16 protein-coding genes and 2 pseudogenes are annotated in these 25,849 nt (G+C 38.4%); 12 read left to right on the forward strand and 6 right to left on the reverse strand.

Annotated elements, in window-relative coordinates; genetic code table 11:
• Window positions 1-804: 804 nt before the first annotated feature.
• Complete coding sequence (locus D5R40_RS17950) at window positions 805-1,560, forward strand: transposase (protein ID WP_240038903.1); 756 nt, start codon at window positions 805-807, stop codon at window positions 1,558-1,560.
• Here D5R40_RS17950 and D5R40_RS34120 read toward each other — a convergent pair.
• Window positions 1,492-2,710: pseudogene (locus tag D5R40_RS34120) on the reverse strand (RNA-guided endonuclease InsQ/TnpB family protein); the annotation flags it as partial. The gene D5R40_RS17950 and the pseudogene D5R40_RS34120 overlap by 69 nt on opposite strands.
• 62 nt (window positions 2,711-2,772) lie before the next feature.
• Here D5R40_RS34120 and D5R40_RS17965 point away from each other — a divergent pair.
• The 7 genes from D5R40_RS17965 (at window position 2,773) to D5R40_RS17990 (ending at window position 12,467) form a co-directional block, all read left to right on the forward strand.
• Window positions 2,773-3,285 carry an RNA-guided endonuclease TnpB family protein gene (locus tag D5R40_RS17965; protein ID WP_124144511.1) on the forward strand — a complete coding sequence of 171 codons (513 nt, stop codon included), beginning with the start codon at window positions 2,773-2,775 and terminating at the stop codon, window positions 3,283-3,285.
• A gap of 80 nt (window positions 3,286-3,365) precedes the next feature.
• Complete coding sequence (smc, locus tag D5R40_RS17970) at window positions 3,366-7,046, forward strand: chromosome segregation protein SMC (RefSeq protein WP_124155001.1); 3,681 nt, start codon at window positions 3,366-3,368, stop codon at window positions 7,044-7,046.
• A 294-nt stretch (window positions 7,047-7,340) separates the two neighbouring features.
• Window positions 7,341-8,441 (forward strand): PRC-barrel domain-containing protein, encoded by a 1,101-nt coding sequence (locus D5R40_RS17975; protein ID WP_124155002.1) that lies wholly within the window; start codon window positions 7,341-7,343, stop codon window positions 8,439-8,441.
• A gap of 819 nt (window positions 8,442-9,260) precedes the next feature.
• Window positions 9,261-9,932, forward strand: a complete 672-nt coding sequence (locus D5R40_RS17980) for a hypothetical protein (protein WP_124144514.1) — start codon at window positions 9,261-9,263, stop codon at window positions 9,930-9,932.
• A gap of 2 nt (window positions 9,933-9,934) precedes the next feature.
• On the forward strand, window positions 9,935-10,477 hold the full coding sequence (locus D5R40_RS37815; RefSeq protein ID WP_205127663.1) for a hypothetical protein: 543 nt from the start codon (window positions 9,935-9,937) through the stop codon (window positions 10,475-10,477).
• Complete coding sequence (locus tag D5R40_RS17985; RefSeq protein ID WP_205127664.1) at window positions 10,441-11,754, forward strand: vWA domain-containing protein; 1,314 nt, start codon at window positions 10,441-10,443, stop codon at window positions 11,752-11,754. Before D5R40_RS37815 ends, D5R40_RS17985 begins: the two co-directional genes overlap by 37 nt.
• A gap of 341 nt (window positions 11,755-12,095) precedes the next feature.
• A complete protein-coding gene (locus tag D5R40_RS17990; protein WP_124144516.1) occupies window positions 12,096-12,467 on the forward strand; it encodes a hypothetical protein in 372 nt (123 codons plus the stop codon).
• Between the two features lie 789 nt (window positions 12,468-13,256).
• On the opposite strand, the pseudogene D5R40_RS17995 reads toward D5R40_RS17990, so the two are convergent.
• The 3 genes and pseudogenes from D5R40_RS17995 to D5R40_RS18000 all read right to left on the reverse strand — a co-directional run bounded on the left by D5R40_RS17995 (window position 13,257) and on the right by D5R40_RS18000 (window position 17,132).
• Window positions 13,257-14,216, reverse strand: a pseudogene (locus tag D5R40_RS17995) (adenylate/guanylate cyclase domain-containing protein).
• Between the two features lie 689 nt (window positions 14,217-14,905).
• A complete protein-coding gene (locus tag D5R40_RS37065; RefSeq protein WP_192901100.1) occupies window positions 14,906-15,043 on the reverse strand; it encodes a hypothetical protein in 138 nt (45 codons plus the stop codon).
• A gap of 421 nt (window positions 15,044-15,464) precedes the next feature.
• Complete coding sequence (locus D5R40_RS18000) at window positions 15,465-17,132, reverse strand: transglutaminase-like domain-containing protein (protein ID WP_124144517.1); 1,668 nt, start codon at window positions 17,130-17,132, stop codon at window positions 15,465-15,467.
• A gap of 590 nt (window positions 17,133-17,722) precedes the next feature.
• Here D5R40_RS18000 and D5R40_RS18005 point away from each other — a divergent pair.
• A complete protein-coding gene (locus D5R40_RS18005; protein ID WP_124155003.1) occupies window positions 17,723-19,804 on the forward strand; it encodes a ShlB/FhaC/HecB family hemolysin secretion/activation protein in 2,082 nt (693 codons plus the stop codon).
• Between the two features lie 405 nt (window positions 19,805-20,209).
• Here the strand turns inward: D5R40_RS18005 and D5R40_RS35505 are convergent, their stop codons facing one another.
• The gene (locus D5R40_RS35505; RefSeq protein ID WP_161564463.1) at window positions 20,210-20,380 is read right to left on the reverse strand and encodes a hypothetical protein; all 171 of its coding nucleotides are present in this window, start codon (window positions 20,378-20,380) and stop codon (window positions 20,210-20,212) included.
• Between the two features lie 438 nt (window positions 20,381-20,818).
• Here D5R40_RS35505 and bchL point away from each other — a divergent pair, with 438 nt between their 5' ends.
• The 3 genes from bchL (at window position 20,819) to D5R40_RS18020 (ending at window position 25,363) form a co-directional block, all read left to right on the forward strand.
• Entirely contained in the window at window positions 20,819-21,685 is an 867-nt protein-coding gene (gene bchL / locus D5R40_RS18010) for a ferredoxin:protochlorophyllide reductase (ATP-dependent) iron-sulfur ATP-binding protein (protein ID WP_240038902.1), read from the forward strand.
• Window positions 21,686-21,723: 38 nt separating this feature from the next.
• Window positions 21,724-22,905 carry a DUF5331 domain-containing protein gene (locus D5R40_RS18015; protein WP_124144520.1) on the forward strand — a complete coding sequence of 394 codons (1,182 nt, stop codon included), beginning with the start codon at window positions 21,724-21,726 and terminating at the stop codon, window positions 22,903-22,905.
• Between the two features lie 1,060 nt (window positions 22,906-23,965).
• Entirely contained in the window at window positions 23,966-25,363 is a 1,398-nt protein-coding gene (locus D5R40_RS18020) for a ferredoxin:protochlorophyllide reductase (ATP-dependent) subunit N (RefSeq protein WP_124144521.1), read from the forward strand.
• Here the strand turns inward: D5R40_RS18020 and D5R40_RS41235 are convergent.
• On the reverse strand, window positions 25,360-25,494 hold the full coding sequence (locus D5R40_RS41235; RefSeq protein WP_275670338.1) for a hypothetical protein: 135 nt from the start codon (window positions 25,492-25,494) through the stop codon (window positions 25,360-25,362). The genes D5R40_RS18020 and D5R40_RS41235 overlap by 4 nt on opposite strands.
• Window positions 25,495-25,849: the final 355 nt, after the last annotated feature.

Genomic DNA, 25,849 nt, shown 5'->3' on the forward strand with positions numbered 1-25,849 from the left:
AGAGAAACTAAGCAAAAACTCCTATTGCGCCATCCGCAACAAAACTGCCGAAGAGGAACTAAGCAAAAACTCCTATTACGCCATCCGCAACAAAACTGCCGAAAAGAAACTAAGCAAAAACTCCTATTGCGACATCCGCAACAAAAACAACTATTGAGCAAAAACTCCTATTGCGACATCCGCAACAAAAGCAACTATTGAGCAAAAACTCCTATTGCCACATCCGCAACAAAAACAACTATTGAGCAAAAACTCCTATTGCCACATCCGCAACAAAAGCAAATGCTGTGGAAGTAAGCAAAAATTCTTATCAAAATAATATGGGTCGCGCAACCCTGCCTTTTAAGGCGCAATATTTTTGGAGAGTTGCTCACGCATCCCCTACTTCCCCTCTCAGGAGGGGAGGGGTTAGGGGTGGATTGGGAGGGGCGGGGGTGGGTTAACTTTTGACTTCTGACTTCTGACTTCGTTAATGCGGGCAAATATCTGGAATGGGCAAGATGCCCATTCCACAAATCTCAACTAAATATCAAAAAGGAGTCCCGCGTTGTAATCTATGATTCAGCGCCGGGAGGAATTTTTAATTTCAAATAAAATGAAGCTTCATTGTTGATTGATATTTTTCACCATTTGAAATATCGTATAATAATGAAGCAAATAACAACTATATCCTGTAAATTAAAGGTCAGCCCAGAAGTGGCAAAAGAAATAGAAGCCACTATGGAAATGTTTGCTCATGCTTGTCAGTATGTAGACAAAAATAGTGACAAAAAACTGACAAATAATGTGGCCATGCAAGCTTTGATGTACGGTACAGTTAGAGAAAAGTTTCAGTTATCAGCACAAACTACAATTCACGCTATTAGACGAGTATGTTCTAATCGCAAAACTTCTATTACTAATCATATAAAAAAAGAATTAACTTTTGCACCAACATCAGTTGATTACGACAGTAGAAAATTTAGTTTAGATACAAAGAAATGGATTGTGAGTTTAAAGCTTTTGAGTAAGCGCACAAAGTTTGAGTTATTAATAGGTAATTATCAACGAGGAATCTTAACAGGTAGTAAGGCTACTTCAGCAGTCTTAACTAAAAGAAAAGATGGAACTTACTATATAAACATTCATGTTAATCATATTGTTCCGGAGCCAGAGCCAACAAATAAAATAATAGGAATTGATTTAGGCAGGACAGATATAGCCTCAACATCTGAAGGTGAATCATGGTCAGGTAAAAATATAACTTCTAAGAGAAATCATTATTCTCAAATCAGAGCAGTTCTACAAAAAAAAGCATCTAAAGGCACTCGTAGTAGTCGGAAAAGATGTCGGCAACTACAGCAACGGTTATCAGGAAAAGAACGACGCTTTCAGAAACACGTTAATCACGAAATAACAACTTATTTAGTCAGAAAAGCAGCGACTATTGACATCCTCCCGACGCTGCACTTGCGTGACAGCGCGGGATTCCCCAACATCACTGATGGGGGCTTTCTGCTTCAATGCACCCGCCTTCGGGGATTTACTCCCTTCAGGTCTTACAGTCGCTCCACAGACTGACACTGCCTGCACGGCAGCCTTCTTGGTGGGCGTTCCCTTGCGTCTATCGCCGACGCGGGTTCCCATCCGCAAAATGTTTATACTTGCATTAATATCTCTATCATGGTGAGCTGTACATTCTGGACAGTCCCACTCTCTAACTAATATCTAAAGGTAGTTTATCTACCACATACCCACAATTAGAACAACCCTTGGAACTGGGAAAATATCTATCAATTTTAATTAATTCCCGGCCGTACCATTCTGCTTTGTACTCTAATTGTCTGACTAATTCTCCCCAGTTAGCATCACTTATTGCTCTTGCTAGCTTATGGTTCTTGACCATGTTTTTTACTGCCAAGTCCTCAACTACAATAGTTTGATTTTCTCTAATAAGTTGGGTTGTCAGTTTATGGGTATAGTCTAGCCTGGAATCTTTAATTTTTGCGTGTATCTTGGCTACTTTCAGTCTAGCTTTTTGATAGTTATTAGACCCCTTAGTTTTCCTCGATAGAGACTTTTGAGATAATCTGAGTTTTTTATACAGTTTATTAAAATATTTAGGGTTGTTAACTTTTGTACCATCGCTTGTGGCAATCAGACTACTAATACCTACATCTACACCTACTCTTTTTTTGAGTGGCTTGAGTTTTAAATCTCTGTTGTCGTTAAACCTTAAGGATACTGACCATCTATTAGATGGGTCAAGTTTAACTGTTATTGTAGTAGGACTGCAACCTAGGGGTAGTTGTCTACTCCATCTAATTGGTAATGGTTTACTACATTTAGCTAGATATACTTGACCATTTTTCCATTGAAATGCACACTTTGTGAATTCCGCACTACCTCCGTGACGTTTTTTCTTAAAGTTAGGGTATTTAGTACGTTTATTGAAAAAGTTAGTAAAAGCTGTCTGTAAATGTCTTAAACTTTGCTGTAATGGTACACTACTTACAGATGTGAGAAAGTTTAAGTCTTCCTGCTTTTTCCAAGAACTCAGCATGGCCGAAGTTTGCTTGTAGCTTACACGCTCCTGTTTCTCGTACCAAGCTTGAGTTCTAATAGCCAAAGCTTTGTTGTAGATTAGTCGCACACAGCCTAAAGTTCTCCGCAACAAGTTTTCTTGTTCTGGAGTAGGATAGAACCTAAATTTGTATGCTTTCTCGACCATCTATTGCTAGGGAATTAACTTTTCACAGTTTTAACACATTGTTTGTGAAATATCAACATTGATTGCGATTCATCCCGACGCTCCCCTTCGGGAGAGCGCGGGTCTTCTCGCAACACTTTGATAAAAATTCTATTGCCATAGAAGATTTAACTAATATTAGACAAAGAACTAATCAGCAACCAAGAAGTAAGAAAGAAAGAAGATTATCTAATAGTTGGGCTTTTTATCAGTTCAGAATGTTTCTTGCTTATAAATGTGTGTTACATGGCGTGAAATTAATATTAGTTAATCCAGCATATACTAGCCTTACTTGTCATAAATGTTTGCATATAAGTCCGACAAAAGAAACTACATATAGGAAGGGTAAAAACTACCACTGCTTTCATTGTGGGTGGAAAGGCGATGCTGATTATAATGGTGCAAAAAATATAGCTGCTTTGGGGTTGAGTGTAAACCTGCCTGGAGGTCCCTGGTTATCCTGTGAAGTTAGCAGTCTTGATTTCGTGCCAAGACAGCCGACTATATGGGATATACTGGAGGGCTACGAAAAGCCCGCATCAAATCAGAGATTATGATGCTGGGTAGTTTACGTCCTGTCTATAATGTCTAGAATAATTAAAAGCCCAAAATCTATCCAGTCTACAAACTGGCCTTCATGGTTCATATCAAACGCCTGGAACTAACTAACTTTAAATCTTTCGGTGGCACTACTACTATTCCGTTGCTACCCGGATTTACTGTGGTTTCTGGGCCTAATGGTTCGGGCAAGTCCAACATTCTCGACGCACTCCTTTTTTGCCTGGGGTTGTCCACTTCCAAAGGTATGAGAGCCGAACGCCTGCCAGACCTAGTTAATAACAAATTAGCAGGACGTAAAACTGTTGAAACTATAGTCAAGGTCACTTTTGATTTAGAAGATATAAAAACGAGTCTAAATGGCTACGAAGACCCCGAACCTTCAGAGTCAGAAACCCAAACAACTACAGAAAATCCACCAGAAGTCATAAAAAATGGAGCAAATACTCCAGAATCTGACGATCCATTTGAGATAGCTTCATCTTTTCATTCTTTAAGTGAGTGGAGTATTTCCCGTCGCCTCCGAGTCACAAAACAAGGGACTTACACCTCCACTTATTATATGAATGGTCAACCATGCACCCTGACCGAACTCCACGAACAACTAAATCAACTCCGGGTCTACGCCGAAGGATATAACGTTGTGCTTCAGGGTGACGTAACCAGCATTATTTCCATGAAGTCTCGCGAACGTCGGGAAATTATTGATGAAATGGCAGGAGTGGCTCAATTTGATAGAAAAATTACCCTGGCCAAAGATAAATTAGACTTGGTGAAAGAACAAGAAGAAAAGAGTGGCATTGTAGAAAAAGAACTGAAAAAACAATGTGACCGTCTTTCCCAGGACTGTGTAAAAGCTCAAAAATATCAAGAATTGCGGGGTCAACTCGAACAAAAGAGTCTCTGGCAAACAATTCTCAAATGGCAAAATCTACAAAAACAAGAGTGGAAACTTAGAGAAAATATAGAATCAGGCGATCGCTCTGCCACGGAAATTAACCAAAATATTCAAACCAAACAAACCGAAATTCAACAGGCCCAAACCGAACTAGACCAACTCAATGTCCAAGTTAAAGCTTTGGGAGAAGAAGAACTGTTGGCCTTACAATCAACCCTGGCCACCCAAGAAGCTGACCGCCGTCAACTAAAACAAAAGCATAAAGAATTAGAAAGCACCATTGAGCAAACCATCAAGAACCTCAGCCAACTTGAACAAGAAATACAGAAACATCAACAAAATCTGGAAATATTAGCCACAAACAAAATTGTTCAAGCTCAAGAAGTCGAATCTCTAGAGACCACTCGCAACCAAGCACGGGAAACTCTCAACCAACAACGAGAGTCAGCTAGTGCTATTGCCTCTACTGCCGAAGCTTGGATACAAGAACAAGCCCAACTTCATCATCAAATTGAAACTCTACAGCAAACTCTCAACCCCCAACTGACCGAACAAGCAAGAGTTAGGGAACAAATACATCAGCTAGAAAAGCAAATCCAGGAACAGCAAGAGTCCATGGCCGCCCTGGGGGTAGAAATAGAAAATCAAAATGCTTACCATGAAAAAATAGAAAAGTCAAGAGAAACCGCCAATTATCAAGTAGAATCCTTGACCAAACAATTAGCAGCAGTAGAACAAGACCTACAAATTCAACAAGATACTCAAACTCGCCTTCTCCAAGAACAAAGGGAAAGACAGCGGAAACTAGATAAATTAGAAGCCCAACAACAGGCAGTTCAAGAAGCTTCGGGAACTTATGCCACAAAAATGCTGCAACAGTCTGGTATTTCTGGCATTTGTGGTTTAGTGGCACAACTAGGGAGAGTAGAACCAAAATATCAGTTGGCTTTAGAAATTGCTGCCGGAGGCCGTCTGGGAAATATGGTGGTAGAAAATGATGCAGTGGGAGCTGCCGGGATTGAATTTTTGAAGCGACAAAGAGCTGGGAGAATGACGTTTTTACCTTTGAATAAAATTCGGTCTCCTCGTCTCAACCGAGATGATAGTTTGCGTTGGGGAGCAGCGGGGTTTATTGATTATGCGGTGAATTTGATTGACTGTGACTCTCGTTATCAGAATATTTTTGCCTATGTTTTTGGCTCTACGGTGGTATTTGATACTTTGACAAATGCTCGGAAATATTTGGGTAAACATCGAATTGTTACTCTGGATGGGGAAATATTGGAGACCAGTGGGGCGATGACTGGAGGAAGTGTGTCCCGTCGTTCTGGTAGCTTGCATTTTGGCACGGTTGATGGTAATGAGTCAGCAGAAATAGGGGAAATGGAAGTTCATCGTCAGCGCCTCCAGGAAATAGATATTGTTTTGGAGCGCTGTCAGGTAGAGATTTCTCGGAGAAAGGAGGATGTGAAGGAGCGGGCGCAAGCTTTGATGGAAGGGAAGCAGTATTTTAGAGAAACTCAGCTCAAAGTGGAGCAAATTGAGTCAGAGCTGCAAAAATTGACCAGACAACAAGAGCAAGGACAAGGACAATTAGAGAAAAATCATCGAGAATTGGTCAATGCTCAAACCAGATTAACATTCCTAGACCAAGAAATTCCGACCAGAGAAGTCCAATTAACAGAGTTAAAGCAAACTTTGGCTGAGTTGGAAAAATCTCATACTCATAGTGAGTGGCAACAAATGCAGGAGATGATTAGGTCTCAAGAGGCAGTATTACAAGAGCGGGAGAGTAATTGGCGAGCTGCCCAACAACAACTTCAGGAGTTGGAAAATCAACAAAGGCTTTTACAAGAAAAGGTAGAAGCTATTTCTCGTAGGCAGTCAGAATATCAAGAGCAAGAATTAGCAGCTAGGGAAAATATCAAAGATATAGATAGTCAATTATCGGTTGTGGACGAGCAAATTGCTGAAATTAAAGTAAGTATGGCCAAAGTAGAAGAAAAATTAGGCACAGAAAAACAAAAACGAGACCAAGCAGAGACAAGTCTGCGGGAAGTTTATTTAGCTAAACAGCAATTAGAATGGCAACTACAAAAATTGCAAGAATCTCAAGAGGGACGTCGGGAACAGTTAGTGACTTTGCGGACTCAGTTAGAAGAACAAAAGGCAGAGTTACCGGAGCAAGTGCCAGAAGTGCCGGAAAATATTAAAATAGGAGAATTAGATAAGGAGGTGCGATCGCTACAGAAACAACTTCAGGCCTTAGAACCTGTAAATATGTTGGCCTTGGAAGAATATGACCAAACCCAAAAACGTTTGGAAGAGCTAACTCAAAAATTAGCCACTCTGGAAGGAGAGCGGACGGAGTTGTTGTTAAGAATAGAAAACTTTACTACTTTGAGACAACGTTCATTTTTTGAGGCTTTCAATGCTGTGAATCAAAATTTTCAGACCATTTTTGCCCAACTTTCTGAAGGAGATGGTTATCTACAGTTAGATGATACAGAAGACCCATTCAACAGTGGGTTAAATTTAGTAGCCCACCCCAAAGGAAAACCAGTCCAGAGATTGGCCTCTATGTCTGGGGGAGAAAAATCTTTGACAGCTTTAAGCTTTATATTTGCCTTACAGCGTTACCGCCCATCTCCTTTTTACGCCTTTGATGAAGTGGATATGTTTCTGGATGGGGCAAATGTGGAGCGATTAGCTAAAATGATAAAACAACAGGCACAACAAGCTCAATTTATTGTTGTCAGTCTACGGAGGCCAATGATGGAATCATCCCAGCATACTATCGGTGTGACTCAAGCTAGGGGCGCTCATACCCAAGTTTTAGGGATTAAAATGACTAGAGATTAAATCTATTTGGAGAAGGAGACAGAAGTCAGAATAAAGGAGTCAGGAGTGAGAATAAGCTTCTGTGGATTCAAGACCGATAAATTACAATATAGAGATATAGAGATTAGTAATTTATTTTAACTTTTGACTTATTATAATACTGCCTCAGTCTGACTAAATTCTTTATTGATAAATTACAATGTAAAAATTATTAATTTCTCTTAACTTTTAAATTTTGACTTTTGACTTTTGACTTGTTATTTGACTTTTGACTTTTAAATTTTGACTTATTATAAGAATCGGGATTAAACAATAATGACATTTGAACAAATTTGGCAACGCTCCGATCTGTTAGGAACTCAAATAATCACTCGCGATAAAGGTAAGCGCCTAGGAGTAGTAAGCCAGTTATGGGTAGACGTCGATCGGCGGGAGGTAGTAGCTATTGGACTACGAGACAATATATTAGCCGTAGCTGGAATACCTAAGTTTATGTTTCTCAATAATATCTGCGAAATAGGTGATGTCATCTTAGTAGATAACGAAGAAGTAGTAGAAGAAGATATTGATGCTGAAGCCTATAGTAGCCTAATAAATAGTGAAGTCCTGACAGAAAATGGTGAACTTTTAGGTAGAGTTAGAGGTTTCAAGTTTGATACTACAGATGGCAAAGTTTTGTCATTGATTATTGCTTCTATTGGTATACCCCAAATTCCAGATCAAGTTATTAGTACTTATGAACTCTCAATTGATGAAATTGTTAGCAGTGGGCCAAATCGCCTGATTGTGTTTGAAGGATCTGAAGAAAAACTCAAACAGTTAACAGTAGGAGTATTAGAACGTTTAGGTTTAGGAGAAGCACCTTGGCAAAAAGAGGAAGATGGATTATATTATCCTCCCACTGTGAAACCTGATAATCAATTAGGTACAGGACAACCAGCTACTCGGGAACCTATTCGCACAGTAGCACCCTCAACTCAAGAAGCATGGGATGAAGATTGGGCAGAGCCAGAACCTAGAAGACCTAGAGTAGTTGAACCTGAACCTATTTATGATGACTACTATGAACAAGAAGTTGCTCCCCCTCCACGGCAGCTAGAGCGAGAAGCAGTTTATGAAGACTATTATGAAACAGAAGCAGTTGTTGCACCACCAGTCGCCCGTCAGGTAAGACAAAATCCTACTTATGATGAGTATGAAGAAGATAATTGGGGAGAGTCAGGCGGATATGAGTATGAAGATGAGAAATATGAAGAGAAAAAATATAAACCTGCTACAGAATATGAATATGACGAAGACATAGAAAAAGATGCCTGGGCTGATGATGAGGTTCCAAAACCCTATCAAGCACCTCGTGTAAATATTCCTCAGAAAACTAAGATGCCAGAATATGAAGAAGAACCTGGTGGTTATTGACATACTCCCGACGTTGTGCTTATGCGACAACGCGGGATTATTCAGCCTGGAAATGCCGGGTTGCTGTTTCGTTTGAGGTGATGTCCTCCCCCTGTGTTGATAATAATCCTATCCTGTTGATATAGCAGAAGTAATAACTCTATTAGCTGAAGATACTGAAAGGTCTAGGTATTCTATATGCTCACAATTAGTACAAGATGGTGTATGGGTTGAAATTGAAAGGCGTGAAAAGTATTATGATTATAAAGAGAGGGTTGATAAGTTCAAAATAAAAAGCAAAAAATAACTCTTGAGAACTAGAACTTTCCAAGAAACATTTTTACTGTCTAGTGTGGTGGTAGACAGTTCACTAGACAGTAATTTTCTGGACTATTGACCAAGTAAATGCGACAATGATAGTAATCAAGTTGATAAAGAATGCCAAAATCAATTATATCATGTCCGGTTGAATAATTAGACTTTGGTGGAAGGAAGGCAGAAGGCAGCTATGCTGGAGGCAGAAGGTTTTCTCCTATTATCACCTTAATTTTATACACGCTCCAATGCTACCGGACATGATATTATATCAAATCCGTTTAATTGGACATAAAAAAAATCTTCAATCGCCATAACTACGTTTATCTTTGTAATTCTTTCTCCTCCTGACTCGGTCCTCCTGACTTCCCCTCCACGGTCGGGGGAGGGGCGAGGGGTGGGTTGACTCCTCCTAACTTAACCATTCTATGGCTGTTTAACCGGATTCGATATTATGAGTCACTGCTTCGTTCAATTACTGAATGCTTTGCCATACGATAATCAAAACCGTTTAATTAGATCGTAATGAACTGGAAATTATTTTGGCGTAAAGTTTTGGGTTTGCCACAGACCTATTTTCTAATTGTAGGGACAGGATTAGGATATGTGAGCTTGATTATCTGGTTGGGAAATCGCCCCCTTACCTTAATTGTCGGGGGAGCAATTGCCCTTGTCATGGTGGCAGTTTGGTTTGGGAAACTCAGACAATTCTATGGGTGCAGTAGCCCTAATCTACTCGATGCAGCAATATTTCTCAATGAATTGGCAAGTATTGAAGGGAAACTTGAAGGACGTAAAGATGCCGATTGGGAACAAACCCTCATTTTGGTCAAACAAATCCAAATTTTTGCCCAACGCATAGCTAACCGAGAATCAAGTTTAATGCCGGAATTATTGGAGACTCTCTACACGGTTTTATCTCTTTGTGAGCAAGTAGCATTTGCCTTACTAACCTTGGACAAAATGCAAACTGAAACCTACAGAAGTCTGACCCGACAGCATTTAGAAACTACTTGTGAGCGAGTGCAAGAAACTCATCGTTTGCTACAAGAGTTACAAGATCGGGTGCTTTTGTCTTCTTTAGAAGCATCTACTGAACAAGCCAGTTTACCCCGCAGTCTCCGAGTAATCATTGCTGAAAATCAAACTGTCTTAGATAAGATCGGAACAAAATCATCGTCAATCCATGGAGGTTAGTTATGCTCAAAAAAGGACGTTTCTGGTTTCTCATCGGAGTTTGCCTTGCTTTATTCTGGGGATGTGTAGTCGAGCAAAAGGTAGATTCCTTTGCCAGTGCAGAGAGATATCTTCAGGAAAAGTTACTTCCTAAGATTTCCGTTGCCACATCCCTAATTCCCGATCGAGTAGCTTCGCGCTACACTATCGATGGGATTCAAGAACCTCTTCCTCCTATTGAACAGTTTCCTCTTTATGCTGCTCAACCCTCTACAAACCCCAAGGTAGTTTATCTCGAAATATTCAGTTCTTCAGAAAAAGCCAATATCAAAAAGCAAAATGAAGGTTGGTTGGTAGAAGTTGCTCAAGCTTTTAACCGAGAAAGAAAAACCATTAGTTCCGGTCAAGTTATTCAGGTCGGGGTGAGAAAAATTCCTTCGGGAACTGCCGCCAAGTTATTGGCTGCTGGCAAAGTGACACCGACAGGGTATTCTCCCTCTAATGATTTGTGGGTGGCAATGCTGTCACTTTGCCAGCAGCCAATAACTTGGCGGCTGGCAAAGTGACACCGACAGGGTATTCTCCCTCTAATGATTTGTGGGTGGCAATGCTGTCAAGTCAAGGAATTAAAACCATCTCTATCCTTCCCCGTTTAGTGCCGAACGTTGGCGGTTTTGTCCTTCAAGAACGTGTTTATCGGGAATTAGCTGCAAATGGCGAAGTGAATTTTGACAAGTTGCTCAATGCGATCGCCTCTGGTAAACTTTCCGTTGGCTATCCCAATCCCTACAGTAGTGCTACTGCTTTGAATCTGCTCTACTCGCTCTTTTGGCGAGCAGCAGGACACCAACAAGATGGAGAACCCCTAACAATTGCTGACTTAGAATCTCCTCAAGTCAAGTCAGTATTTCAAAGCTTTCAGAAACAGGTATTGATTACCACAACCACGACTCTAGACTTGCAAGAAATTTTTATCCGCGACAAGGATAAGTTACAAGCATTTCCGTTGGAATATCAAAATTATCAGCAACTCAAAAAAGTACCTGGATTTGAGAAAACCGTTTTTATCCCCTTTGGCATTCCTCATAATAATCCTCTGGTCGGATTTGCCTGGAATACAGCCAAACAACAAGAAGCCTTGCAAAAATTTGCTGAGTTTGCTGCTTCTGATGCCATGAAAAAACTGGCCCAGCAACAAGGGTTTGTCGAGACAGACTATCTTTTGGCTCCCAATCTTCCCCCGATTCCAGCAGGAGAAGTCTTAACCACTGCTCAATCATTTTGGAAGCGTCAGAAAGATGCAGGACGTACAGTTTATTTAATGACGGTAATCGATACCAGTGGTTCGATGGAAGGACAACCTCTAGCGAAGGTAAAAGAGGGTTTGCGCATTGCTAGTCAAGAAATTAATCCAGGTAATTATTTAGGTTTAATTAGTTATAACGAGCGCCCAAGCGAAATGGTGGAATTAGCTCCTTTTGATGAAATGCAGCACAAACGGTTTCTAGCTGCTATTGATAATTTACGTGCCGATGGTGGAACCGCTATGTATGACGGAATGATGGTGGCGTTGGGGAAATTGCTCGAACAAAAGAAAGCTAATCCTAATGGTCTTTTTTATATATTAGTCTTAACTGATGGTAAAACCAATGAAGGTTTTGTCTTCGCAGAAGTCAAAGACGTTCTCCAATACAGTGGGGTGCGGGTTTATCCTATTGCTTATGGGGATGTGAATCAACAGGAATTAGCAGTGATCGCTGCTCTACGGGAATCTACCGTTAAAACTGGTACTCCAGAAACCGTCAAAGAACTCCTAAAAGGTTTATTCCAGACTAATTTATAGGGCTAACTACTGAAGTAAAAAAATTGGACAAAGTTTGACAAATATTAAGAAATATTGAAAATAAATTGATGTTCTGCTGATGTTCTGCTACTATTAATTTTGAAGATGACAGAGACTTGTTTGCGAAGCATTCCGCAGGAAACGCTGCGGTCAATTTGGAAAACTATGTGCATCAGTAGGTGGAGTTCCCGCCAATTTTAAGCCTGTGGAGAAGATAAGTTGCAGACTGCGGTCAGTGGTCTTCAGTGTTTGCGCAGCATTCCGTAGGAAAACAGAAAGCTAGCTCCAGAGATGCATGCAGTCATGCATGGGTAAGTTTGGGTAAGTTTAGTAGAACGGAAATGAAACAACTAAATCGTTACCTGTTAACCATTCTTGGACTCGGTTGGTTGAGCTTTATGGTCGCAGGTTTGGTGCTCAATCAGGTTTTGCCTGTGCCTAATTTTGTTCTTCTCATAGAGCGGAGTTATTGTCCGCCCCAACAATGGCAACAAGTAGTAGAAGAATATATCGATTTATATCGGCAACATCAACAACATCTTGTCAAGATTGAATCTGTAGTTTTGTTTAACGATCTAGGAGAAGAAGTTTTGACGACTGTCCCGACTCCAGAAGAATTACGAGGTCAAGGCACCTACGGACGCTCTAGTCCCCAACGTGAGGCTGAATTAAGGAAAGCTTATGACCAAGTCAAGGTTATTCGCTGCTTGTGAAGAATTCAGAGGTCGTATCCCACATTCCGCACCACAAAATGTAGTATAGAACAAGGAGACAGGAGACAGGAGACAACTCACCCCTAACCCCTCCCAGGATGGGAATACAGGAGACAACCCACCCCTCGCCCCTCCCCCTCCCAGGAGGGGAGAAATGGGAATGAGCGAGGAGGTAGAAGTCAGAATTGTCCCTCAAGTTTTCTGCCATAATCATCCCAAAATACTAGCTTTTTGAGCTTTTTCCACCAAAAAGCTGGTACTTTTTCCAGACCTAAAATTGCTCAAACCAATATCAGTCAAGACTTTCAGATTTAATCAGCAAACCCTAGTTATATCATGTTCCCCTCCGGGGGAGCTACGAATTGCGGATAATCAGTTATAAAAAACCTTCTGCCTTCTAACCTTGCTCTTTCCCTTCTGCCTTCTGCCTTTTTTCCTCCAAAGTGTAACTATTCAACCGGACATGATATTATTTGCTCTTACTTGCATCAATTTATTGAAATTCTCTGCTGAAATTCAAGAAAATTTCTTCACTTGAAGAAGGAGACAGGAGACAGGAGACAGGAGACAGGAGACAGGAGGAAAATTACTTGGGGTTAGAATCCCCATGTAATTTTGAACACCCCCGTTGACGGTGGGGTATTAAACCCACAAAGAAAATGATCAAATGGCCGAAACCTTTGCCTGTTTTCCCCATCTCCGCGTCTCCGTGTCTCCGTGTCCCCGTGTCTTACCCCCACCAACCAATTTTTTCAGCAAACCCTAATTACTTCAATATCCCCCACTCCTCTACTCCCTCACTCCCTTAAGAAAATAAGTAGTCATATCTCCTTTCCCTTTGATTGAAACTTTACCCCGCTGTTCAAATACAAATTTTTTCTGGAGTCGCTGATATACAAGACTGGTAACTTGAATTTTACGAGAAATACCAGTAGACTCCATCCGAGACGCAATATTGACAGTATCGCCTCATAAATCATAGATAAATTTAGTTTGACCAATAACTCCAGCAATCACAGGTCTCACATGGATACCAACTCGCAAATTCAAAGGTTTTTCTAACCGATCACATAGATTGGCAAAACTAACCTGCATATCTAGTCCCATATTAGCGATCGCCTCCAAATGCTTATCTAGCTGAATTAGCAAACCCCCAACTACCATATAAGCATCCCCAATAGTTTTGATTTTCTCTAAATGATGTTTTTGAGTCAGTTGGTCAAACTTAGAAAAAATCAAATTCAGAAAATTTACAAGTTCAATGGGAGAAACATTGGAGCAAAACTCAGTAAACCCCACCAAGTCAGCAAATAACACACTCACATCATCAAAACTATCAGCGATCGCCCTTTGTTCTTCTTGTAGACGTTGAGCAATTTGAACTGGCAAAATGTTTAGCAGCAACTGTTCCATTTGTTTTCGCTGAAACTTTAAAGCTTCCTGCACCATTTTCCGCTCAGTAATATCAGAAACAGTACCCTCGTAATACAACAATTTGCCCTGAGAGTCATGTACAGCACGAGCATTTTCAGAAACCCAAATTGTCTGACCATCTTTGCGATATGCTAAGGACTCAAAATTATATACAGCATTATCTACTCTCATTGCTGCTACAAATTTTTGCCTGCGGTTAGGATCGTAATCAAGCTGTCGAGAAATATCTTTAATATTTTTGAGTAACTCTTCTGGTGAATGATAACCATAAATTCTTGCTAGTGCCATATTTGCACTAATAATATCAAATTTCATATAAGCATGATGAAGTGTTATACGATTTTTAAAAGCAATGATGAAGTGTTATACGATTTTTAAAAGAGAATACAGCAAATTTCAGGATAGTGAGGTACAGTTGAAAATTAATCTATAATTTTGATTCATTCCTTGTCCTCAGATACCGTGTTCCCTAAAAGCATAAAATTTTGTACCTGATCAACTTGAAAACTGCTGTATTACAAACTGTGTAGGTAAGGAAGAAGGAAAGACTGACGTTGGATAAAGTAAGAAAAAAAAGCAATAAAATGATATGTTTTATTGCTTAATTATATCGATAAGTTTTGACAGCAATATATAAATTATTATCAATAATCTCTATGATAACATGATATACATGATATAATAATTGCTGATCAATAAAATTATACCAAATTCAAAAAAGGTAGTTACACGATTAATCTCTATATTTCCACCAACAGACCAAACTACTGTAGCAATATTTTATGAAACTGGTATTATACTAATTGACACTACGAAAAAAAACACGCTCATTATATATTCTCTCTCCTCTCCTCATCTCTATTATTTTTAGCAAACATTTATCAAACTGGTATTATATTCTTTGGAGTACAATAGAGTACAACTAGTAAATAAAGTGTCACAAAAAAAAGACGATAATGAAATTATCGCCATGATTAAAAATGAAAGTAGAGAAAAAAATGTCTTCAACGAGTGGTTTTATCCCTTTGTTGACGTCTACGATCGCGCCACTCAGCCGCCGTTAAATATATCACACCTCCAGTAACAATTAACATTAGTCCTGATGCTACTATCGCCATAATATTTACGACTGTTAATTCCACAACTCCTCCTCAAATTTTAGATTTTTTCTTTTAGATTTTATCAAAAAAAAATGCTTTAGAGTAACTAAACTATATTTAGGCGTTGGTGAATCAAGCTATGAAAGCTAAATTTATAAAGTATAAAATGCTTTTTAATTAGTATTTAGGCGATCACCATTTAAAAAAATCATAGCCAAAATCACCAACGCCTATATTTACATAAAAACATTCTCCAAAATAATTATTTCCATATACAGAATGTAATAAATAATTGTTCTTTCTCTTCTTCCTTATTCCCTCTCATATCATGTCCGGATAATTAGTGATCAAAACACTTTCTGCTTTTCCTCTTTTTTCTTCCCTCCTGACTCGGTCTTCCTGACTACTCGATCATTATTTATAAGTATTCAAACGGACATGATATTACTTCTTCCTTCTGCAACTACAACCCAGGTCGCTCTTCTAAAATTGTAAACCTAACATGATTAATTGCCAAATTACCAATTGAAATTTTTTCCTTATTAACAGGTATCCCCTTACTTTTCAGAGTTTCAAACTTAATTCCTTTACCAATTTCCACATGATACCAAGCTAAACCCATAAAAAACCTTAACGGATAAGGGCCTCCTTCTTGTAAATCATCAGGGTTTGATTCCATAGGAACCCAACCAAAACCAGGTAGATAAAATTCTAACCAAACATGATTAAATTCTGGCTCTAAAGGCACACTTTTTCTATCAGCAAAAGCTGGACATTTATAGCGACCCACTGTACGACAAGCAATATTATTTAATCGTGCCAAAGCTAACAATAACCCTACATATTCTCCACAAGAACCAACACCTCTTTCTAATACAATATCTGGAGTATCAATCTTAGTTGTTACTCCATAAGAAAGTCGATCGTAGACATAATTCCGAATATTGAGAAGTTGACGCAATAGATTTTTTTCTTGTAAAATAGCATCTTTTGCTGCCTGGATAACTATCTCTTTATCCATCGCCAAATTATCATTATCTACCAGATATTTTTCCTGAAAACCTTCTGGCAATTCCGGAATATTTTCTACATTAAAAGGTTGAATTTGGTACTTAATTGCCCTGACTTCTAATAACGCCTTCCAACCAAATATACGCCTTTCACTTTGACGCAATGGTTTAAACCGAAAAACAGCAACTTTTTCACCATTTTGAATTTCTTCAGTAAAAGGTATTCCTATAGGAGAAATTTCCCTAACTTTTTGGCGATGAGTTTCTGATGGTAAAGCAATACGCCATTCTAAATCTTCTAAAAAAACTTCATCTAATGGTTCTAATTCCTCAACATAAGACATCTCTATTAAAAAAACATTAGAAACAGCATACTTTTCCTGTTCATTGTAATAAAAATAAAGAGGATGTATAAAAGAGCGATCGCGCTTACTCAGTTCATACTGTTTTTCTGAGTTTGGATCATCCCTAATATAAAGTTCGTCTCCAGCATAAGCGACATAAAGCTGTCTTTCCCCGGTATTTATATCCAGATAAAATGCTAACCCCGTAGGACTTTCAAAAGGAGTCAGTACGCTAAACTTAACTTTACCCGTTGCTCTTTCTAAACAATAAACCGTTTGCTCCTCGCGGTCGCAAAGCCACAATTCTTCATCTTGTACTGTAATATTTTCAAACCCTATTCCTGGAGCATAAAACCCAGTAATTTGTTGTCTAGTATTTTTATCTAATACAAAAATCTTACCTAGTTTTTGACAAGTGACATAAACTGTTGATTCCCAAACAGCAATTCCATCAGCAGGATAAGGTAAAGTGAAAAAATGTTGCCATTTTCGGCGTCCCTCTGATGAATTACCAATTGCATTGAGACAGAAATAAACTTCATTTTCCCTTGTCAACCAAAGAGTATCTTTCCAAAGCGCGAGACCTGTAACATCAATAAATTCATTAGTTTGAAAGGGATTTATAACTGTTGTATTATCTGTTTTTGGGTCAATTTCTAGCAGAAAACCACGGTTTTTGTCAATGGCATAGAGAATCTCTCTAGAAAAAGCAATACTATGTAGTGAGGCAACTCCAATTGGTCTAATAGTGCGTGGTCCAGAATATTGTTTTTGCATACTTTTAGGTGATTCAAAATTCGTGTTAAATTCAGAATAAATATTTTCGCAGTAGGTTTTGAGTATTCGTTTACTAAGCTACTTAGTATTGAAACTATATAATTTATTTGTCAAAAGTCACCCTGAATAGAGAAAATAAAATCTAAATGCGTCTGATGTTTACTATACAATTATTGACAAAATTCAATTGTTTATGCTAATGCTTCACAAAAAACTTATATTTTATAGAATAAATACCCTATTAAAGAAATATAGCAAAACTTAATACCAATACTTTCTTCGGCAATTAGGCGCATTTTATCTCTCAATAAATAATTATTTTTTAGCTGTTATTAGGTAAGCATTCAGCTATTATAAATCTCCAGAAAAGAGAGAACAGGGAACAGGGGAAAATAATTGATAATTTATGAATAATAATTGATTTTATTTTTGATTTTCGCCAGATTTCTATTAGCAGTCAGCTAGCTAATAGCTAACAACTGTTTGCGCAGCATTCCGCAGGAAATGCTGACGTTATTAGATCAATATAGGAACCAGAATGCACCTTTTTTTTTGGTAAGTCAAATTACACCTAGAGCATAACTATTGCAATGTTTCAATTTATCACATTAATTCCTACTACATTTATAATTATTTGCCTATTAGCTAATCAAGCTGTATCCAAAACTGCAGATGTGGATAAATTATGGGATAAAACTTCAGTGAAAACCAAAAAAGGGCATTGTTTGTCATGCAAAAACTTTAAACTAATATCAAAATCAACTCCAAAACTAATTTATAAATATCAACATAAAAACCTGAAACGAAAAATTTTAAGCTCTAAATTACTAAAAAATCAAGGATTAAAATTAATAGCCAACTCCAAAACTTCTCCTCAACAAAAAAACATTATACAAATACAAACTCAAATTCAAAACCTATCCAATACTCAGCAAAGACTCACTCACCCTCAAATTATTGATACCTTAACTCCAAAACAACCAAGTTATGCCCAAAATACTCCAACAAATCAAGACATACGACAAAATTTACCAGATAACCCCCGACCAGATCCAAATCGCGATCGCTTTCTCCAACCCCTTCCCCAACCAACTCAACCAGAAGAGCCAAAAGAAGAAGAACTCAAAAAATCACCACCACCTCAACCTCTGCCAGATGAGCCTACTCAAAAAATTCCCGTGCAGAGAATTTTAGTATTAGGAAGTACAATCTTAACCCCAGAAGAAATTAATTCCCTCATTGGGCCATTAGAAGGACGTTTAGTTACCCTATTAGAACTTCGGCAAATAGCAGATAAAATTACCGAAATTTATCTAGAACGTGGCTATATCACCTCAAGAGCAATTTTACCACCCCAAACGATTACCGAGGACACAGTTAGGATTCAAGTTGTAGAAGGAATTTTGGGAGAAGTCCAAATAGAAGGTACAAAAAGATTGCAAAAATCTTATATTGAAAATCGGATACGACTTGGAACAGGTCAGCCATTGGACACTGCTCAACTAGAAAATCAACTACGATTACTTCGGGGTAATCCTTTATTTGAAAATATTGAAGCTAGTTTGCGAGCTAGCGAAAATCCAGGAGAGAGTATTCTGATTGTTCGTGTTACAGAAGCAAACCCTCTTGAGTTTAGTATAAATACTGATAATTACTCACCTCCCACAGTCGGCTCTGAAAGAATAGGTTCGACTTTACTACATCGCAACTTGACAGGGCGGGGTGATTTTTTTGTGGCATCCTACAACACCACCAGACTTTTTAGCGATGAATCAGATGTTTTTGACTTTATCTACAATTTGCCCATCAACTCTATGAATGGCACTTTACAGTTTAGAGCAGCACCCAACAGTAATAGAATTGGTCAAGATTTTGAAGGTATAGAGATTAGTGGCACAACGGATGTATATGAGTTTAGTTACCGTCAGCCTTTTCTACAAACTCCTAGAGAAGAGTTAGCTTTTTCTGTAGGCTTGAGTTATCAGCGTACAGAGACTTTTTTGGACGATCAACTTTTTGATGACCCTCAAACTCCAGAAGAAGATGGTGTTAACAGTACTACTGTGATTAGGTTGGGACAAGACTACATTCGCCGAGACTCTCAAGGAGCTTGGGCTTTGCGATCGCAATTTAATATTGGCACTAATTTATTTGACGCGACAGAGAGGGAAGATCCTCAACCCGATGGACATTTCTTCAGTTGGCTAGGCCAAGTGCAAAGGGTACAAAGATTAAGTGCTAATCATTTATTGATTGTCCAGGGAGATTTGCAGTTATCCTCAATTCCTCTATTGCCATACCAACAATTTATTATTGGCGGTGGTTTGTCGTTACGGGGCTATCGCCAGAATATACGTTCCGGGGATAATGGTTTTCGGTTTTCTATAGAAGACCGGATTACCGTCTATCGGGATGAGTCTGGTTTACCATCAATACAACTTACTCCTTTTATAGATATTGGAGCTGTTTGGAATGATGGTAGTAACCCTAATAATGAATTTTTACCAGACCAAAGATTTTTAGCAGGGGCAGGCATAGGCTTGATTTGGCAACCACTGCCACAGTTTGATTTGCGTTTAGACTATGGCATCCCTTTAGTAGACCTGGACGATCGTGGCAATAATGCTCAAGACTCTGGATTTTATTTCAGCGTAATTTTCCGGCCATTCTAGCTGTTAGAAATCAAATGGTGCACCCATTGCTGATTTGCTTTTACCTACCTCTGTGCGGAATGATTTATGCCAGGTTTGTCTTTACTTCCCTACCTTCGCCCTCTCCCTGCTCTTCCCTATCCTGCACTTGAATTCAATAGATATGGGTAAAGCATAGCCTTAAAGACGGGGTTTAAATTGAAGTGCTACCTAAATTAAGCATTAATGCATAGTAATTGGTATTATGCAATGCTTGAAAAAAGAATGTTACGAATAATAAGACACCTACAGGAGATGTTCCTGTGACAAAAAAGAGAATTTCCGACCTAAAAATTGGTATTGAAGCCATTAATTCTGACCAATAGGTTTAGTATCTATCTTCTGTCCTTTGCTTTCTGCCCAATTTCCTATAGAAATCTATTTGGACTAATCAAATTTTTTGTTATAAAAATTAACCTTGGGCAATTGTCTTCCTAAATAATTGAATTTACTATTGGGCAATGGTCTCATTATCAGAGCAAACCAGAGAACCCTTCTTATATCAAAGTCTGCGATCGCCTTGATTTGAGCCATCAAATTTGTCTTAAAATTCTTCAAGGTCTAATTTTTTTAATATTGTTACTTTTTATAATAAATAAATTACACAAATAATTTATAAGATGATTAAATTAGATTAAAAGCGATTAATTAAAATAAAAAATCAAATTTATAAAATACTAAATCTCAATAATTCTTTTTACAGCATCTAATAAATCTTGCCCCTCTTTTTTTTGTAGTGAAGTTAGACAATAATTCTTTTCAGAAGCCCAAAAAAATAGGTTGACAAACCTTTAATAAATCTGGACTTTATCTCCATAACCAGCAGTTTGCGTATCAAATAAGTACATTGGCCAGTTTTTCATTCTCCCCACAAGAGAAACAAAAAAGCTGACAGCTCACTGCAATCAAACACAAGCTGAAAAATAGACAAAATTTGAGCTTATTAAAAATTCTTCAGCCTCATCTAAATTAAAAAATTATCAAGGAGAAAAAAAAGTGAAACTCTCAGTATATGGAAAAGGCGGCATCGGTAAATCTACAACAAGCTGCAATATCTCAGTTGCCTTAGCCAAACGTGGTAAAAAAGTCCTACAAATCGGTTGCGACCCAAAACACGATAGTACATTTACCCTCACAGGATTTCTCATCCCCACAATTATTGACACCCTACAAGAAAAGGACTATCATTACGAAGATATCTGGCCAGAAGATGTCATTTATAAAGGTTACGGTGGTGTAGACTGTGTAGAAGCAGGTGGACCACCCGCTGGAGCAGGTTGTGGTGGCTACGTTGTCGGCGAAACAGTCAAACTACTCAAAGAATTAAATGCCTTTGACGAATACGACGTCATTCTATTTGACGTACTCGGTGACGTAGTTTGTGGTGGTTTTGCAGCTCCACTAAACTATTCAGACTACTGCATGATTGTCACAGATAATGGCTTCGATGCTCTCTTTGCAGCTAATCGCATTGCCGCCTCTGTCCGTGAAAAAGCTCGTACCCATCCTCTACGTTTAGCTGGCCTAATAGGTAATCGTACATCCAAGCGCGATCTAATTAATAAATATATAGAAGCCGTACCAATGCCAGTGTTAGAAGTCCTACCACTAATTGAAGATATTCGAGTTTCTCGTGTCAAAGGCAAAACATTGTTCGAGATGGCCGAAAACGATCCTTCACTCCAATACGTTTGTAACTATTACCTGAACATTGCCGACCAAATTTTGGCATTGCCAGAAGGAGTAGTGCCCAACGAATCTCAAGACCGCGATTTATTCTCCTTACTCTCTGATTTCTACTTAAATCCCAGTAAACCTGAAGTTGTATCAGAGGATGAAAAGCTTGACCTGATGATGGTTTAATAGACTTAGCTCTTCTCAGGATAAGGAATATATAAGTCATGGTTTTCTTTGAACAATTATCAACGTCCCTCAAACAAAAATGGCTGCAGTACTACCAAAAAAATCGCTCATGGTTGGTACTGCACATGACAGATGAAAATACGGTCCAGACTCCTGATGGAGGAAGGAGACCTGTGTCATACCTTATCTTGGGAATTCTTAATGCCCTGGAACCAGAGTTAGAGGCATTAATGTTGCCTTTCTCTAAACTCAAGGCAGATGCAGATAGTTTAATAGAAGTTTTAGGGTTAAATTTTGACCCAGACATTGCCATAGGTAAAAAACAAGATTCTTCCATAGACAAATCAACATCAATATTGTCTGACGATCCTCAACAGTCACCAGGATCTTATTCCCCAATTATGCCAGACCAGAATGAAGATTCTAATAATTGGGGTACTGCTGCAGTAGTAGGTGGAGCTGCCGCTGTTGGTGGAGCTGCTATTATGGCTTCAGGATTGGATCTGGAATCTGATGCTGATGATCTGCTTGATGATGACCAGAGTGAGTTAGACCTGGAGTCACAAGTGGATGAGTTAGATATGGATATGGATTCTGACTCGGAAGTGGATGATGATTTGGACTTGGGAATAGAATCAGAAGTGGATGAGTTGGATATGGATATGGATTCTGACTCGGAAGTGGATGATGATTTGGACTTGGGAATAGAATCAGAAGTGGATGAGTTAGATATGGGACTGGATTCTGACTCGGAAGTGGATGATGATTTGGACTTGGGAATAGAATCAGAAGTGGATGAGTTAGATATGGGACTGGATTCTGACTCGGAAGTGGATGATGATTTGGACTTGGGAATGGAGTCCGCAGCAGAAGCAGCAGATGACTTGGTTAGCCTTGACCTCAGCGATCTAGATGGAGATGGTTCTGACGATCTAAATCTTGGAGAAGATAGCTCCGACTTTGTGGCAGAAGATATTCCCGATCCATTTGAAGATACATCGGCAAAGTTGGATGAGTCTGGACTGGATGAGCTGGGTGATATGGATCTTAGCGATTTGGGAGATGATAATCAATTTGATGATTTGTCTTCTGATGATTTGGGAGATTTGGACCTCGATCTCGATGGAGATGAACTAGATTTGGATGAGGCCGATCTAGATTCTTTAGCAGGTGATAAAAAGTCTTCTAATGATGACGATCTTGAAGGGTTGTTGGGATAAACGTAAGCATTTCCTTCGGAATGCTGCGCAAACAGCCCTCAGCTCTCAGTTCTCAGCTCTCACCTTTCCTAGCTTATTGGATTTGGAGGAGGAATTAGGATTGAGCTTGAGCAAGAATTAAAAGTCTGGGAAAAACCAAAGGCATCAGCTAAGTTGAGCTATTTAGGTTCATTTTCATTGCTGTTTGCGTAGTATCCCGTAGGGAAGCGCTGACCGCTAATAGCTGAATGCTTACGGTTAAACAATAGGAAAATTGATATTGACTGGTTTGTTTTATTTGCGATGTTTTGATTTTTAGCAGATATAAAAGTTACATTAACTATTGATTTATATGGCTGTGCTGGTTGAAATAGTATTAGCATCAAGGATGATTTCTTTTACTCAAAAAAAACACAGTTCAAAAAAATGTAATTTATCAATGCTATGGTAGGAAATAGGCAACAGGCAACAGTGGGAAAAGTATTTCTCTGTCTTACGGTTCATCATTAATTTATGTCAAACACCAACTCGTTCCTTGCTATATTTCAATAGACATCTCCAGAAAATAAACTTGCCCTTTATTTGCTATAAACTAGAGTTTAATAACTCAAAAAATCATTTTCCGTGTTTTTTTGCTAAAAACATCTTCCCTATTCCCTACTTTTACAAAAAGTCTATATCTTTTTCACGCCTATGTCTAATACATAGCGATGAGAAATCAGTTATCTACTTAACTCAAAACTATTACCTATTACCTGTCAACTTATAGATTTTTCAACGATCCTCACACTTTTTTGTCGTGCTATAAAAGTAAGCATTCAGCTATTAGCTGTCAGCTCTCAGCAATTAATAATGAATAATTATTTCTAAGGTTGGGCAAAGAGAGTTTGGCAATAATTTTTTATTATTTTTCAATTTATCGATTACTATGATCTTTCCCAAGATTAATAGCTGATAGCTAATAACTGACGGCTGTTTGCGTAGGATTCTGTAGAAAATGCTTACATAAAAGTAGACTTTTTACTAGCATTAGCATTGATTTTTCCCCAAAAAAATTATTGATAAATAGGAGTATTTTTTTATGACTAATACTGTTGCACCTGAAGCTTTAACTTTTGAATGTGAAACTGGTAATTATCATACTTTTTGTCCGATTAGTTGTGTATCTTGGCTTTATCAAAAAATTGAAGATAGTTTCTTCTTAGTAATTGGTACTAAGACTTGTGGTTATTTCTTACAAAATGCCATGGGAGTAATGATTTTTGCTGAACCTCGTTACGCCATGGCTGAGTTAGAAGAAGGCGATATTTCAGCTAAGTTAAATGATTATGATGAATTGAAACGTTTATGTTTACAAATTAAGCGTGATAGGAACCCCAGTGTGATAGTTTGGATTGGTACTTGTACCACTGAAATTATCAAAATGGATTTGGAAGGTTTGGCTCCTAAATTAGAGTCAGAAATTGGTATTCCAATTGTGGTTGCTCGTGCTAATGGTTTGGATTATGCCTTTACTCAAGGGGAAGATACTGTCTTAGCAGCTATGGCAGCTCGTTGTCCTAATCAAGCTCCTGAAGCGGAAAAAGAAGAACGAAGTGGCATACAAAAACTCTTAAGTTTTGGTAAGAAAAAAGAGGAGGTTGCTGCGGAAGAATCTGAGTATGTTGAGCATCCACCTTTAGTTTTATTTGGCTCTTTACCAGACCCAGTTGTAACTCAATTAACTTTGGAATTGAAGAAGCAAGGGATTAAAGTTTCTGGTTGGTTGCCTGCTAAACGTTACACAGAATTACCAGTAATTGAAGAGGGATATTATGTGGCAGGTTTAAATCCTTTCTTGAGTCGGACTGCTACTACTTTAATGCGTCGTCGGAAGTGTAAATTAATTGGTGCGCCATTCCCTATCGGACCGGATGGAAGTAGGGCTTGGATTGAGAAGATTTGTTCTGTTTTTGGCATTGAACCTCAAGGATTAGCAGAACGAGAAAAGCAAATTTGGGAAAATTTGGAAGACTATATTCAGTTAATTCGTGGTAAATCTGTCTTCTTTATGGGTGATAATTTGCTGGAGATTTCTTTGGCTCGTTTTTTGATTCGTTGTGGTATGACTTGTTCAGAAATTGGTATTCCTTATATGGATAAAAGATATCAAAAAGCTGAGTTGGAAATGTTGGAAAAAACTTGTAACGAAATGGGTACGCTTTTGCCTAAGATTATTGAGAAACCTGATAATTATAATCAGATTCAAAGGATTTATGAATTGAAGCCAGATTTGGTAATTACTGGTATGGCTCATGCTAATCCTTTGGAAGCGAGAGGAATTAATACTAAGTGGTCTGTTGAGTTTACTTTTGCTCAAATTCATGGGTTTACAAATGCTCGTGATATTTTGGAATTAGTAACTCGTCCGTTGCGTCGAAATCATGCTTTGAAGGATTTAGGTTGGGATAAGTTGGTTAAGGAAGAAGCTAAGGTTTAATCGACAGATTTTTCGGCAATAAAAATTCCTAAATTGTAGACTTTAGTTGTAGAAATAGTAGGGTAAGTTTGACTCGCTCTACTAATTTTTTCTGACAAGAGGGAGTCAGAGAAAATTCTGATTTCATTCACAAATTTTGTCACAGAAAAAATCCCGATAACTTTGGCAAAATTTACCGACTCCTCAGAAAAATATTTGCAGATAGTTTGATGAATTTACTAATTTTCTGAGACTGGCAACTCAGGAGATAATTTGGCAACTCCAGTAATTTTGATTGAGGGGAGAAATAGAAGATAATTCTGATTTCATTCACAAATTTTGTCACAGAAAAAATCCCGATAACTTTGGCAAAATTTACCGACTCCTCAGAAAAATATTTGCAGATAGTTTGATGAATTTACTAATTTTCTGAGACTGGCAACTCAGGAGATAATTTGGCAACTCCAGTAATTTTGATTGAGGGGAGAAATAGAAGATAATTCTCAT

The organism is Okeania hirsuta, from assembly GCF_003838195.1.
Lineage (GTDB): Bacteria > Cyanobacteriota > Cyanobacteriia > Cyanobacteriales > Microcoleaceae > Okeania > Okeania hirsuta.